The sequence below is a fragment of the Enterococcus larvae genome (genome assembly GCF_017830045.1).
In the GTDB taxonomy this organism is placed as follows: domain Bacteria; phylum Bacillota; class Bacilli; order Lactobacillales; family Enterococcaceae; genus Enterococcus_L; species Enterococcus_L larvae.
The window spans coordinates 342050-356456 of the sequence record NZ_JAEDXU010000001.1 but is presented as its reverse complement, the minus strand read 5'-3'; the positions used below and the strand labels follow the sequence as shown (position 1 = coordinate 356456).

Here is a 14407-nt window from a genome sequence, read left to right as displayed (position 1 = left end):
ACTATACTGATAGTAGGGTGTGTCTGGAAATTCCAGTAATGGGGAAGCTTCAATCATACGCTGATAACAAAAATAATAATGGATGGCTCTTTTTATTGCAGCAGCAATCATTAGTGGGAGAAGGTCATTCAGCGAGTCAGAGGAGCAGACGATATGACAATCAAAGCAATCGTGTTAGACATTGATGGAACCTTACTGAATGATGAAAAGGAAATATCAGAAAAAACAAAACAGGCACTGATCGATGCGCAGGAAAATGGCATAAAAGTGATTCTTGCGTCTGGACGCCCGACAACCGGGATGCGTAAGCATGTGGAAGAACTGCAATTGGACAAGTATGAAGGCTTCATTGTTTCCTTCAATGGTGCATGTGTAGTTGACTGTAAGACAGAAGAAATACTGTTTAATCAGGCAATGTCTGTTGAAGATGGGAAAGCGATTCTTGAACATTTGAAGCAGTTTGATGTAAAACCAATGATCGATAAAGATGACTATCTATACGTCAATGATGTATTTGACAACACATTATATTTGCCGACTGGAGAGTTCAATATTATTGAATATGAATCCAGAGGCGGAAACTTTAAGCTGTGTGAGATTGATGATCTTGCAGCTTTTGTGGACTTTCCTTTGAATAAAATTTTAATTGCGGCTGATGCGCAGTATTTACAAGAGAACCACAAAAAAATCCAAGCACCCTTCGAAGGTCGTTTGAATGCTATGTTCACAGCACCTTTCTATTTTGAATTTACAGATAAAGGAATTGATAAAGCGAAGGCTCTAGATAGTGTGCTGCCGGATTTTGGCATTCATGCTGATGAAATCATTTCATTTGGAGATGGGCACAATGACCGCTCAATCATAGAATACGCAGGAGTCGGAGTAGCGATGGCTAATGCGGTTGATGATCTAAAGGAAGCGGCCGATGAAATCACGCTATCAAACAATGAGGACGGCATTGCATTCATGCTTGAAAAATATTTATAAGCGGATTCTGCATATATAAACCTATTATAGAAATGACGATTGTTTTTAATTTCATTTTTATACACATTGCGTAAAGGTCATTCTTCGTGTGGATAGGATGTATATCAATTAAAAGCAGCAGTTGAGGCTGTTGCTTTTTCCTATTGTTAGCTATAGAAAAAATGAAGAGGTGTTTAAACGATGGATGAGTTGAAAAAAAGCTGGAAAGAAGCAAAATATAAGCTGGGAAACCATGGAGATCGTACAATCGATGTACTGAAGCAGGCATTGACAGCTGTTGATGATAAAGAAGAAAGTGACATCTATGGGACTGGAACTGTAATCGAAGATTTTCAAGAGAAAATGGCTAAGGTACTTGGTAAGGAGGCAGCAGTATTTTTTCCAAGTGGAACAATGGCGCAGCAAATCGTTTTAAGGATTTGGACTGATCATGGGAAGAATAACCGGGTTGCTTATCATCCGCTGTCTCACTTGGAAATCCATGAAGAGGGTGGCGTGAAGGAGCTTCATCATATTCAAACTGTTTTGTTGGGAGAGGCGGATCGTCTTTTCACGCTGAACGATCTGAAGCAGCTTGAAGAGCCAATCACTTGTCTACTTGTTGAATTGCCGCAAAGAGAAATTGGCGGACAGCTGCCAACCTTTGAGGAGTTGAAGGAAATCTCTCAGTTCTGCAGAGAGAATGAGATAAAAGTGCATCTGGATGGTGCACGGCTATGGGAGTGTCTGCCTTATTACAACAAGACAGCAGCTGAAATCTGTTCCTTGTTTGATAGTGTCTATGTGTCCTTTTATAAGGGACTAGGAGGAATTGCAGGAGCAATTCTGGCAGGTGATCAGTCGTTGATTGACGAATCGAAAATTTGGAAAAGACGGCATGGGGGTGATCTGATCAGTCTTTATCCCTATGTATTGTCGTCAGATTATTATTATGAACAGAGAATTGGAAAAATGGCTGACTATTATAACAGCGCAAAAAGAGTGGCGGAACAGTTCAACCTTTGTGAAGGGATCGAGACAATTCCCCGTAAACCGGTAACAAATATGTTCCACGTTCATTTTTCAAAACCCAAAACAGAAGTAGCGGCAATCCTGACAACACTTCAGCAGGAGACAAGCATTGGTTTTACAGGAATGCTGAAGAATCATGGGGATTCAGTCTGTTCCTTTGAGCTGTCATTGGGAGATGCATTTGATAAAATACCGGAAAAGGATTGGCTGGCTGCTTTTCAAGAGCTGAATAAGAGAATGAATCTCTCGAGTTGAAAGGAGAAGAGCAAATGGCTGTGATGAAAGAATACCAAGGCGATGTTGAAGAAATTCTGGCTCATCGCTATGACTTAGGTGCCGACTACTGGACGACTTCAGACAAGCGTTTGATCAAGGGAGCTCCTTTTTCGACACTGGAAAGCATGATGCTGTTGACGGAATTGGGAATGGACCGAACAGATCCGCTAATTGCAGAAACAGCTGAGTTGATTTTCAGCACTTGGCGGGAAGACGGTCGTTTTCAGGTAACTGGTAAGGGGGCGATCCTGCCCTGTCAGACAGTAAATGCTGTGAATACACTTTGTCATATGGGGTATCAAGACGATGAGCGGATCAAAACGACCTTCAAGCATTTATTGGCTACTCAATACGAAAAAGGCGGCTGGCGCTGCAATAAGTTCAGCTATGGTCGAGGGGAAGAAACACTGTATGCGAATCCTGGACCAACATTAACAGGCCTAAGTGCCTTTCGCTTCACGGAATACTTGAATCAGGAAGCTGAGCTTGATTCAGCGGTTGAACTTTTATTGGAACATTGGCGGATAAAGAGACCAATAGGCCCTTGCCATTACGGCATAGGGACGTTGTTCATGCAGCCGGAATACCCGTTTCGAACGTATAATCTTTTCTATTATGTCTACGTTCTTTCTTTTTATGAGAAGGCGAAGAAGGATGAACGGTTTCTTGAAGCTTTTGCAGCATTACAGAAAACGATGAAGGACGAGCAAATCGTGGTTGTGCGGAATAATAAAAAACTAGCAGGACTCTCCTTTTGTAAAAAAGGAGAGCCTAGCGTTCTTGCAACTAAAAGGTATCAAGAAATTCTACAAAACCTGAAATAGGAACCGAAAAAAATAAAAATGTGAAGCTCTTGGAAGGTCTAAGTTCCGAGGGCTTCACGTTTTTTAGTACCTGTATTAGAATTTTATTTTCTTCAAGAGTCCAATTTTTACTGCTGAAAAGGCACCTGCATAAATCAGCAGCTGGCCAAACAGTTGGAAGGTAACAGGTCGAGAAAAGGCGGTACTGACTGGATAAGCTTTAGTAATATCTGCAACTGGGGGAATAACCCACAAAATAAATTTCAAGAAGGAGTACTCTCTGACCATGGCAAGTCGCGCTGACGAGAAGACAACAAGAAAAAGAGCAGTCAGTAAAATCAGTTTTTTATCCTTTATGATTCTTGGGTGAAGCAGAGAACCAAGGGCACTTCCCGCACAAGCACAGGAGAACAGAAGCAATAGGGAGCAGAAAAAATCATTTGTTTCAAATGGTCGATCGAAGAGTGTCTGCTGACTGACAATGGCTGCAATCAAGGGCGCAATAGCAGAGATCAAACTGATGATGGCACTTAGGATCAGTAAAAAAACAGAAATACTTAGATAATATACAGTCTCACTCTTTACTCGTAGGATCAAAAGCTGTTCACCTACTTCATCCTCCAAGTTGTTATAGGAAAGCCCAACCCACATCGCAATCAAAAACGTATACATACAAGACATAAAAATACTGTCCATCAAACCAATTGGGCGAGGTGTTGTATAAATAGCCAGCTGAAGCAGCAATAGCCAAACTAGAGGCATTACAAATCTGGACGATTTAAAATAGGAAAGGCGCTGATAGTTCAATAAATCAGTCAGAGTTTTCATCTTGCATCCCCCGTAATGTCCAATGATTATCCAACATTTGCCGGATCAGTAAATTCGTCTGGCTCGCTGGAACAGATAGTCGTACCTGATTATCAAAGCGTTCGATGGAAAACGCTACATCCGGAAGGACAGCTTTTCCTTGTTCATCGATAAAGACTAAATGAAAAACGGCTTCAGAATCAAAAGTACTCATTGCAGTTGGTAAAATCTTGCGGTTTTCTATTTGATACGCTGTATCTGAAATAGCACGAATCAAATGCTTTTCATGACAGGACATGATGATTGTGACCCTTTCTTCCAACAGGCTTTTCATTTTTGTAATAAACACTTTCTGAGAGCGTTCGTCTTGACCGGATAGAGGCTCATCGAGAAGTAAGATATCCGGAGTACGCAGTAATGCCTGAATCACGCCAATCTTTTGGAGTGTACCCTTGGAGAGGAAGCTCAGCGGAGTATGAAGCATTTCACTCATATAGAAATCCTCTGCTAAGTCTTGTATTCGGTTCTTTAGTTCAAATATGGGGCAGCCGTCGATTTTCCCCATTGCCAGAAGATACTGATAAGCACTCATTTTTTTCCGAGGGAAATGCTCAGGAATATAATGAATCAACAGCTCTTGGCTGCGGTGAACTTTTCCAGAAGAAAGGCTGGTCAAGCCTGCAATCATTTTCAGCATCGTACTCTTCCCACTGCCATTTTTACCTGTAAACACAATCGATTGCCCTTTATAAATAGATAAATCAACTGCTTCAAAAAGAATATTTTTATGAAAGCGTTTGGTCAACTGTTCTATTCGGATAATTTCCTCCACAGTATTCCTCCGTTCGTTATTGTTATTATAAGAAAGCTGTTCTTTTATTTTAGCATAACCTTGACTAGAGTATGATTGAAAATATGAAATTTGAAGGATGAAGCAATAGAACGATTTGGAAAGTGTGTATTCACTGAAACATGCTTAAAGAAAAGGCAAGAAGCCAAAGGCGAATCACTACTGCTTTAATGGTACAATAAGCTCAATGAAGAATAGGGGAAGGGGCGAAGGGATGAGGAACTGTATGGAAGAGGACAAGGATAATCAACTGAAAGCTGGAGCGGAACAGCGGGTATTGCAGCTATTTTCAACAGTCTTTCGAAACTTGGGGAGAAATGAATTGTCTGAATGTTGGGAACAACTAGTCCGCCATTGTCAGCACTTTTTGATGATGGATTGGGATCAGGCTGCTGTGAATGTCTATGGTCATGAACTTTTAAAGCAAGTCCAACAATCTGAAACTGCAGCGATGCTGATTGAGCAAGTGGCAGAAAATGACCTAGCCCTTCAAACGATAGGCAGTCCCTTATACGAACGACTTTTCAACGTTTTCGGAATGGATGAGGTAGGAGCTGTTAGTGAAGAACAAGCAAAAAAGCGTTTAGCATTATTACTCAAACACTTGGGCGGAGAAATGGATGAGAATGAGATGCTTCAATTGAACGGTAAGGCAGCTTTTGATGACCAGCTTGCTCCCCATGCAATCTTTTGGAGTACTCTGGCTGAGACGGTTCAAGCCGCATATCCAGTCAACATTTTGTCTAATCGATCGATTCATCAGCTGAGGATGTATATCGACCGTCAGAATATCAGCTATGTTCGTTCTAATTTCAAAAAGTTGGGCATGACAGATGAACAAGCTCTTGCGTCTTACGTGAAGGCACCGACGCCCAAAGGACGCAACGGCAAGCGGATCGAGCGAGAACCTGCTCGTTATCATAATAAGCTGATACTCGGTGAGAACTATAACGATCGAGTAAAAGGAAATGAAAACAAAAAACGTACAGTTGGCTTTCATTCGGAATTCATTATTGATCCAATGGGGAATTTTGTCAGCCAGTGGAATGTACTTGAGAAAGATTCCGAGAGTGGCAAGTACTACAGTGCTTTAAGTGATTACCAACATAGGTATAGAAATAGGACAGCCTATTTTGAAGAACAGCTGATGAATGGAGAATCCTTCAATTATGCCAATCGAAATGATGAAACTCATGTACGATTGGATGTCAAACCACCAGCTAAGCTGGATACACGGCTGCGAAAAGACATAGGTCGATATGGGCTGCTTGGCAATGGAAATCTGGATGAATCAATGAAGGGATCGGCCGTTGAACGTAACCAAAAGAATAAATGGTTCAGCCCAAAACGAAAAAGTAAAGATAACTCGAAAGTGAATTATGACTATCTTTCTGATAAAGGAGATGCTTATTCTGGTCGTTTATTGGAGCGATTAATGGATCAGTTTTACAAAGTGATCAGGCGATTTAAGCTCAGAGAATAACAAAAGAATCCTTCCAAAAGAGACAGCTCTCATGGAAAGATTCTTTTTCGTTTACCTATTTAAAGTATACACAGACACATTCCGGTGCATAAATATCTTTTTGGATCATTGTCAGCAACCCGGATTCTTTATCACGACGATAAAGAGTCAAATTATCTGTATTCTGATTGGCAGCTACAATATATTCTTCTGTTGCATTCAGATCAAAGTCTCTTGGAAAATCACCTTCGGTCGAAATCAATTGAATCAACTCAACCATACTGCCTTCTTCTTTGACAGCGAAGACAGCCAGAGAATTGTGCCCACGATTAGAAGCATAGAGGAAACGACCGTCTTTAGAAATACGAATAGCAGCTCCGCCGCTAAATTCTGTGAAATCTTCAGGTAAGGTAGATGCCTTCTGTTTTTGTGTGAAGGTACCATCAGCTGCATCATAGGCAAGAACAGTCACTGTATTGTCAAGCTCACCGAACAGATAAGCAAATTTTTCATTTGGATGAAAGACCAAATGACGTGGTCCGGTACCAGGCTCTGCTACGTACTGGGCCTTCTCCGTTAATTTGCCATCAGAAGCAACATCATAGGTATAAATACGGTCTGTACCTAAATCACAAACAGCTAAACGTTTATCAGGAGTTAAATCTGTATAATGAACATGCGCATTATTTTGGTTATCGTGAGGACCAGTTGGTTCATCATGTGTGATTTTATCCGCAAGCTCAAGAGAGCCGTCTTCTAAAATACGATGGCTGTAAACCATTCCTCGGTGATAGTTTGCACCGTACATCAGTTGACGTTCTTCATCAACAGCAACATAACAGTGGGGTGCTCCTTTCTCAGTTACAGCATTTATTAATTCAAAGGTATGGTCATCGCTGGCTTTGAAAGCACCGGCACCACCTTCTTCACCTACTTCAATAACAGAATATAAATTTCCGGCATTACTTAAAGTAACATAAGTCGGCCCATTAGCTTCAGCAACCAGCTCTGCTTTTGAAAGCTCCCCTTTTTCAGTATCCAACACGATTTCATGAACCCCTTTGCTGATTCTTCGTGTGTAAGTCCCTAGTAAAATCTTTTCTGTCATACATATACCCTCCATTATTTAATAATTGAAAACTACGTTAACAGTATAACATAAAGCGGAATCATTGAAGAAGAACAACAGTTAGCTAAGATAAAGAGACAGGTAGAAAAAATAAACAGATGAATGTCTTTTAGCGGCTCTATTCAGGGCATTCCTTTACCGACGACTGAATTAAAAAGGACTTGAACCTTTCCACTGAAGAGAGAAGAATTAACTAAAAAATAATGGTTCAACGTCGAAATTATGTTGGTTATCGGATAGATTTTTTCCATCCTCTAATCGAACTGTTAGTTGAAAACCTAATGACAAAAAGACTAGCAGCAGATCTGTTATTAAAGAACAGGATGAATCTTAAAAAATGATTTTCAAAGTTCGCATTTTTTCCTTCTTTGTGATATGATTTCTTAAGACTGTACCTGCAGTTACTTTCGAGTTTAAGGAGGAACGTACGTGTACGACAATACAAATAATAATGGCCCTGTTCGTTGTTCTTTCTGCGGAAAAACGCAAGAAGAAGTGAAAAAGATTGTAGCGGGACCAGGCGTATACATTTGTAATGAATGTATTGACCTATGCAAAGAGATTATTGACGAAGAATTTTATGATGAAGCTGTACGTGAATTAACGGATGTTCCTAAACCCCAAGAAATTTTGGATGTTTTAGATCAATATGTGATAGGACAAGAGCAGGCGAAGAGAGCACTTTCTGTTGCTGTCTACAATCACTATAAACGAGTAAATCACACGGATAATAATAGCTCAGACGATGTAGAGCTGCAAAAAAGTAATATCTGCCTGATCGGTCCTACCGGTTCTGGGAAGACATTTCTGGCTCAAACATTAGCGAAGACACTGAACGTACCCTTTGCCATTGCTGATGCAACTAGCTTAACAGAAGCCGGCTATGTTGGTGAAGATGTAGAGAATATCTTATTGAAGCTGCTTCAGTCTGCGGATTACAATGTTGAGCGAGCGGAAAAGGGAATCATCTACATTGATGAAATCGATAAAATCGCACGTAAAAGTGAAAATGTTTCAATTACAAGAGATGTATCCGGTGAAGGTGTGCAGCAAGCCTTACTGAAAATTTTAGAAGGCACAGTAGCAAGTGTACCTCCTCAAGGAGGACGTAAGCACCCGCACCAAGAATTCATCCAAATCGATACAACGAACATTCTGTTTATCGTTGGTGGTGCATTTGATGGGATTGAATCAATCGTCAAAAATCGCCTAGGGGATAAAACGATTGGCTTTGGTACTAACAACAGCAAAATTTCTGAGGATCAAAGCATCATGCAGCAGATCATCCCAGAAGACCTACTGAAATTCGGTTTGATTCCAGAATTTATCGGACGTTTACCAGTTACTGCTGCTTTAGAAAAACTGACAGTAGACGATCTGGTTCGTATCTTGAAAGAGCCTAAAAATGCTTTGGTTAAGCAGTATCAAAAACTGTTGTCTCTGGATAATACAGAGCTGGAGTTTGAAGAAGATGCGTTACGAGGCATTGCTCAAAAAGCAATTGAAAGAAATACCGGAGCTCGCGGCTTACGTTCAATCATTGAAGGAATCATGATGGATGTCATGTTCGATATTCCTTCAGATGAGACAATCAAGAAAGTCATCATCACTGAATTGGCTGTCGAGGGCAAAGGAAAACCGGCAATCGTTTATGATAAAAAAGACCAAAAAGCCGGCTAATCACTGAAGTCATTGAAAAGGGATTCGTATCGAGTATACTTACCAGCCTATGATTTGTAGGAATGAAGGATCACTCACTGAATCCTGAGTAAAAGGTTGAGCACCTAAAATCGGCTCAACTGCATGAATGGAATTGATAGGTCGGGACGAAATATCTGCAAAGGTATGAGCCCCGACTTTTTTATGGAAATAAATTAGCCAGCCCTTGCTTTTTTCAGTAGTGAAGGACAATAAGGCTGGAAAAGGAGGAAAAAATATGAACGTACATAATGCTGAAATCGTAATCAGTGCGGTTTCGCCGGCGCAGTATCCGGAGACACAGATTCCGGAGATCGCCCTTGCCGGACGATCCAACGTAGGAAAGTCATCATTCATCAATACTCTGATCAATCGTAAAAATCTAGCTCGTACCTCTGGGAAACCGGGAAAGACACAGACACTGAATTTTTATTTAATTGAAGAGGCTCTGCATTTTGTTGATGTACCGGGATACGGTTATGCCAAGGTATCTAAAACAGAGCGTGCGAAGTGGGGGAAGATGATCGAAACCTATATGACGAAGAGAGAGCAGCTGCGTGCAGTTGTTTCCTTAGTCGATCTGCGTCATCCGCCAACCCAGGAAGATATTCAAATGTATGAATTCCTCAAATATTATGATTTACCTGTGATCGTTGTTGCAACGAAAGCGGATAAAATTCCAAGAGGAAAATGGAACAAACATGAAAGTGTCATTAAGAAGGCACTGAATTTTGATCCATCGGATGATTTTATCCTGTTTTCATCTCAAACGAAGATGGGGAAAGTAGAAGCTTGGAAGGCAATCGAACAATATCTTTAAGCACAATAAAAAACCGGAAAAATATCAGTTCTCTGATTGTTTTTCCGGTTTTTACTATTCGTCTGTCTTCTATTTGAAGTGACTTTATTACAACGTATAATTTCTCAAGACAATATTTTCATAAAAGCTTCGTACCTTCGTTCTCAAGATTGGTGCTTGTAGATAGTCCTGTCCGATAAAGTCAATGTGGTCCCAACCCTTGATGACTGGTTCAACATACCAAACACCAGGTTCCACTAAATTATCAGCGGACTTACTTTTCTGTGTGAAAGGTGCTTTAGCTGAAATAACAGGGACAAGTCCATCGTTGGCGCGCCATTCTGTAGTTCCGGTTTTTCCTAAAACCATAGAAGGAATCGTAAAGAGTGGAGACATGGTGATTGAAGGCAGGTAGTTGTTGCTTACCCCTGATTTATAGGTTGCGTCTCCTGCAAAAGAAAAGTAGTATACATCTTCTGAAAGATTTGTCATTTGATTGATGGAGTTTGCACCTGCTACCGTTAAATCATGCAGCGCTACATCCTGACTATTGTTCCAAACATTACTCTCCAATACGCGTTTCATATAAGCCTTTTTACTCTCACCGGCCTGCTGACGAAGTCCCCAGTGATCCATCTTGAAATCATAGGGAATGTTGATTGAACTGCTGCCTGTAGTTGCTGCCAATCCGTAAATCAAATCACTGATCAAAGGCTTGGCGATGTCAGCAATTCGAGTTCCGTTGTGAGGTGTACCTAGTGTAGTAACACTGTGGACCCAGTTTTTATTCCCTTGAAACAGCTCAGAAAGCTCAATGCCGTTTGCAGCAGCATATGCCTGTTCTTCTTGTGAACCTTCACGTAGTAAGGTTTCAAGTAAGCGGCTTGTTTGTCCGCCTTGGCTGTGTCCAATCAAATGAATTTTACTTTGACCGTCCCATTGAGGGTAAAGACCGGCATAGGTTCTTCCGTAGCGAGCATGTCCATGCTGCTTTGAATGTGCTTCACCATAGTCCACGGTTCCCCCTTTGATGTAATAGTACAACTCTACTGCTCGATCCCAGTTACTTCCAAACGGGCTGATGACAGCCTCCATACTATTATAACCTTTGTTATTCAAATCACTGAGAACCGATGAAAATCCTCCCCAGTAAGTGATTGGAAAAGGTTTCAATTCATCTGGGCCAAACCCAACCAATCCATGCACAAAAACATGCGGGTCTTTGTTTTCTCCATGAGCTTTCTCCGGCTGAAATAAGCCGATTCCTAAAAATAAACAGATCCCCACGATCACACCATACAGTTGCTTCTTTTTCATATTTTTCCTCCATAACAATTATTGTCGAAATGTTTTTTAATCATTTCGATAATAATTATATCCTAAAAGAGATTTTAAATAAATGGGTAATTTAACTATATGTTTATTTTTATGAACATGAGATAAGTCATTAACAACAAGAGAAAAAGAAGGATGCAAAAAGTACTGAAAAAAACAGCTTACCTTAAAAGGTAAGCTGCTTCAGAAAAAATCATACTTATTTTTCTTTTTTATCTTTTTGTTTCTCTGTATTTTCGTCTTCTTTTTTTGGTTTTTCTTTGTCCTTAGGATCAACGGCGAAGGATTCAAAAAGCTTATCCAAATCGTCAGAACTTTCGAATTTCAATCCCATGAGTCATCCCTCCATTCACACATAGTGTAGCATTTTTTTTATAATTTTTACAGCTTTCTAGTTGAAACCTTGCATTCGAGTGGAAAAAACGATATAGTTTTGTCGAATAGGAAAGAGGAGAAGGAACAAATGCTTGGAAAACTGATTATTTCTTTCGTGAAATTTTATCAGCGATTTATTTCTCCGGCACTTGGTCAACGGTGTCGGTATCATCCTACCTGCTCTCAATATATGATGGATGCAGTCCAAACACACGGTGGGGTGAAGGGCGGCTTGATGGGTATCGGAAGGATTCTGAGATGCCATCCTTTTGTTAAAGGCGGTATTGATTATGTTCCGCTGAGATTCAGTTTACGAAGAAATCCCGATGAAGAATATCATGGTCCTTATAATTATCGAAGGCATGAAAAATAGAGAGAAAAGGCGGAATAATATGGCAATTTTAGCGTTTGATTTAGGCGGTTCAGCAGTAAAATACGGCGTTTGGGAGAAAAATGAGCTTCATGAAACAGGCAAATTTTCTACGCCAAAAACATGGGCGGAAATGAAACAGTCTTTATTAGCCGTTCGAACTGCTTCGGAGTTTTCTATAGAAGGAGTTGCTTTCAGTGCGCCAGGAGTAGTGGATGCAAGACAGAGACAGATCTTAGGGATATCAGCGATTCCTTACATTCATCATTTTGATATTTACGATGAATTGGAAAATTTATTCCAGCTTCCTGTAACAATAGAAAATGATGCGAACTGTGCAGGAATGGCTGAAATCTACGAAGGAGCTGCCAAAGGAAACAAGGAGGTTGCTTTTGTCGTTATTGGTACTGGGATCGGTGGAGCAGTGTTCCATAAGGGCGAAATCGTCAAAGGAGCACATCTTTATGGCGGAGAGTTCGGCTTGATGTTTTTGAACAATGGGAAAACCTTTAGTTCTCTTGGTACTGCGGTACAGATGGCTTGGCGCTATTGTGAGAGAAAAGGGGTAGAGAGAGAAACCTTTTCAGGTGAAGATGTCTTCCGTCTAGCTGAAGAAGGTGACAGCTTAGCTGTAGAGGAAGTTGAAAATTTTTATGAGTATCTGACACAAGGGCTGTTCAGTATACAATTTTCATTGGACCCTGAAGTCATTGTTTTGGGAGGCGGGGTTTCTGCAAAAGCTGGCTTACTAGAGGAAATCAATCAGCGAATGGAGAAAAAGCTAAAGCAATTTGGACTAAAGGATTTTGTTCCCAAAATTGTTATTTGCAAATACCGCAATGATGCAAATTTAGTGGGTGCAGCAGCAAATTTTCTTGCACATAAACAATAAGTGAAACGAGTGGAATAATCAAGCATCAAAATCGACTGATTTTGATGCTTTTTATTATAGTAAAAAGCATCGAAAAACTTTTTTTGAATATAGGAACATAAATAGAAAATACTTTAATTATTATTAAAGCTGAAAAAAATACCACAGATAAGTGCGTTTATTCATACTATTTGACATTTTAATTTATCTGAATTTGACAGATTGTTTTGAATTATAGAAATTTTCTGAAAATTCATTGACAACAATCGGCTTTTTTATTATATTTGTATACATACTATTTTAGTATTTCGCAAAGAGAATGAGGGGGTAATTTGATGAAAAAATTTAGTTATTTATTTGCCAGTTTGTTCTTATTGGCAGCGTGCGGGCCAACGGCGACAAGCGGTGGCGGATCAGAAGCGGGAAATAAAGCTGAGGGCGACACGATCAAGATTGGTATGAACATGGAGCTTTCAGGAAGCGTATCAGCATATGGAAATGCTGAAAAAGAAGGAATTGAGCTGGCTGTTGAGGAAATCAATGAAGCTGGTGGAGTCTTAGGTAAAAAACTGGAATTAGTATCAAAGGATAATAAATCAGAAAACAGCGAAGCAGCTTCTGTCGCTTCGAATCTTACAAATGAAGATAAAGTGGTTGCTGTTATCGGACCTGCTACTTCCGGTGCGACGAAGGCAACGATTCCAAATATGACAAAAGCAGGCGTGCCGTTGATCACTCCATCTGGAACAGATGACAGCATCACTGTTGCAAATGATAAAGTTCAAGAATATGTATTTAGAGCTTGTTTCCAGGACACATTCCAAGGGGTCATTTTAGCAAACTTTGCTCAGGATAACCTGAAAGCAGAGAAAGTGGTAGTACTTGGTGATAAATCAAGTGATTACGCAATTGGACTTGCGGATTCCTTTAAGGATACGTATAAAGGGGAAATCGTCAAGGAAGAGAACTTTACAGCTGGTGACAAGGATTTCCAAGCTTTACTGACGAAAATCAAAGGTCTGGATTATGATGTGATTTATGTACCTGGTTATTATACTGAAGCTGGTTTGATTATCAAACAAGCAAGAGAAATGGGTATCGATAAGCCAATCATCGGAGCTGACGGATTTGGTGATGAAAAGCTAGTTGAGATTGCCGGAGCTCAAAACGTTAGTGATGTATACTACACAGGGCACTTCTCAGAAAAAGCACCTGCAACGGATAAAGTAGAACCATTTGTTGCAGCCTTCAAAGAGAAATACGGCAAACAGCCATCCGCATTCAATGCACTGGCTTACGACTCTGTTTACATGTTGAAACAGGCAATTGAAGATCAAGACTCTGCAGATTCAGCAAGTATCACAAAAGGATTAGCTGAATTGAAAGATTTCGAAGGTGTGACTGGAGTAATGACGATGGATAAAGACCATAACCCTGAAAAATCTGCAGTGGTATTGGGACTGACTGATGGCAAAGAAACATCAGCTGAGCCTGTTAACCCTTAAAAAAGAATTCTAAGAATAAAAATGGCTGGGACCAACAATGATTTCAGCCATTTTAATTTTTTTAAAAGCAGATAGGGCATGGCGCAAAGTGCTTGGATCTGCTGCAAGAGAGGGAATGTACATAGTATT

14 protein-coding genes are annotated in these 14407 nt (G+C 40.3%); 9 read left to right on the top strand and 5 right to left on the bottom strand.

The features are described from left to right. Window positions 1-153 precede the first annotated feature (153 nt). The 3 genes from I6N96_RS01725 (at window position 154) to I6N96_RS01715 (ending at window position 3098) form a co-directional block, all read left to right on the top strand. Window positions 154-987 carry a Cof-type HAD-IIB family hydrolase gene (locus I6N96_RS01725; RefSeq protein ID WP_209555772.1) on the top strand — a complete coding sequence of 278 codons (834 nt, stop codon included), beginning with the start codon at window positions 154-156 and terminating at the stop codon, window positions 985-987. A 180-nt stretch (window positions 988-1167) separates the two neighbouring features. After that, complete coding sequence (locus I6N96_RS01720) at window positions 1168-2253, top strand: threonine aldolase family protein (RefSeq protein ID WP_209555771.1); 1086 nt, start codon at window positions 1168-1170, stop codon at window positions 2251-2253. Window positions 2254-2273: 20 nt separating this feature from the next. Next, complete coding sequence (locus I6N96_RS01715; protein ID WP_209556205.1) at window positions 2274-3098, top strand: prenyltransferase; 825 nt, start codon at window positions 2274-2276, stop codon at window positions 3096-3098. 75 nt (window positions 3099-3173) lie between these two features. Here I6N96_RS01715 and I6N96_RS01710 read toward each other — a convergent pair whose 3' ends face one another. Both I6N96_RS01710 and I6N96_RS01705 read right to left on the bottom strand, forming a co-directional pair. Further along, window positions 3174-3905: a hypothetical protein gene (locus tag I6N96_RS01710; RefSeq protein WP_209555770.1), complete on the bottom strand. Its 732-nt coding sequence runs from the start codon at window positions 3903-3905 to the stop codon at window positions 3174-3176. Next, window positions 3889-4716: an ATP-binding cassette domain-containing protein gene (locus I6N96_RS01705; protein ID WP_209555769.1), complete on the bottom strand. Its 828-nt coding sequence runs from the start codon at window positions 4714-4716 to the stop codon at window positions 3889-3891. Before I6N96_RS01705 ends, I6N96_RS01710 begins: the two co-directional genes overlap by 17 nt. Before the next feature lie 244 nt (window positions 4717-4960). Here I6N96_RS01705 and I6N96_RS01700 point away from each other — a divergent pair, with 244 nt between their 5' ends. Continuing rightward, on the top strand, window positions 4961-6217 hold the full coding sequence (locus tag I6N96_RS01700) for a DUF3114 domain-containing protein (RefSeq protein ID WP_209555768.1): 1257 nt from the start codon (window positions 4961-4963) through the stop codon (window positions 6215-6217). Window positions 6218-6272: 55 nt separating this feature from the next. Here I6N96_RS01700 and I6N96_RS01695 read toward each other — a convergent pair whose 3' ends face one another. Then, window positions 6273-7304 carry a lactonase family protein gene (locus I6N96_RS01695; RefSeq protein WP_209555767.1) on the bottom strand — a complete coding sequence of 344 codons (1032 nt, stop codon included), beginning with the start codon at window positions 7302-7304 and terminating at the stop codon, window positions 6273-6275. Between the two features lie 450 nt (window positions 7305-7754). Here I6N96_RS01695 and clpX point away from each other — a divergent pair, with 450 nt between their 5' ends. Continuing rightward, a complete protein-coding gene (gene clpX / locus I6N96_RS01690) occupies window positions 7755-9005 on the top strand; it encodes an ATP-dependent Clp protease ATP-binding subunit ClpX (RefSeq protein ID WP_209555766.1) in 1251 nt (416 codons plus the stop codon). A gap of 256 nt (window positions 9006-9261) precedes the next feature. After that, window positions 9262-9843 carry a ribosome biogenesis GTP-binding protein YihA/YsxC gene (yihA, locus tag I6N96_RS01685; protein WP_209555765.1) on the top strand — a complete coding sequence of 194 codons (582 nt, stop codon included), beginning with the start codon at window positions 9262-9264 and terminating at the stop codon, window positions 9841-9843. 87 nt (window positions 9844-9930) lie between these two features. On the opposite strand, the gene I6N96_RS01680 is transcribed toward yihA, so the two are convergent. Beyond that, window positions 9931-11139 (bottom strand): esterase/lipase family protein, encoded by a 1209-nt coding sequence (locus tag I6N96_RS01680; protein ID WP_209555764.1) that lies wholly within the window; start codon window positions 11137-11139, stop codon window positions 9931-9933. Window positions 11140-11356: 217 nt separating this feature from the next. Next, a complete protein-coding gene (locus I6N96_RS19840; protein ID WP_283811152.1) occupies window positions 11357-11491 on the bottom strand; it encodes an SPJ_0845 family protein in 135 nt (44 codons plus the stop codon). 129 nt (window positions 11492-11620) lie between these two features. Between I6N96_RS19840 and yidD the strand changes: the two genes are divergently transcribed. From yidD to I6N96_RS01665, 3 genes are all read left to right on the top strand, one after another. Next, window positions 11621-11905 carry a membrane protein insertion efficiency factor YidD gene (gene yidD / locus I6N96_RS01675; RefSeq protein ID WP_209555763.1) on the top strand — a complete coding sequence of 95 codons (285 nt, stop codon included), beginning with the start codon at window positions 11621-11623 and terminating at the stop codon, window positions 11903-11905. Between the two features lie 19 nt (window positions 11906-11924). Further along, window positions 11925-12794 (top strand): ROK family protein, encoded by an 870-nt coding sequence (locus I6N96_RS01670; protein WP_209555762.1) that lies wholly within the window; start codon window positions 11925-11927, stop codon window positions 12792-12794. Between the two features lie 314 nt (window positions 12795-13108). Beyond that, on the top strand, window positions 13109-14278 hold the full coding sequence (locus I6N96_RS01665) for an ABC transporter substrate-binding protein (RefSeq protein ID WP_209555761.1): 1170 nt from the start codon (window positions 13109-13111) through the stop codon (window positions 14276-14278). Window positions 14279-14407: the final 129 nt, after the last annotated feature.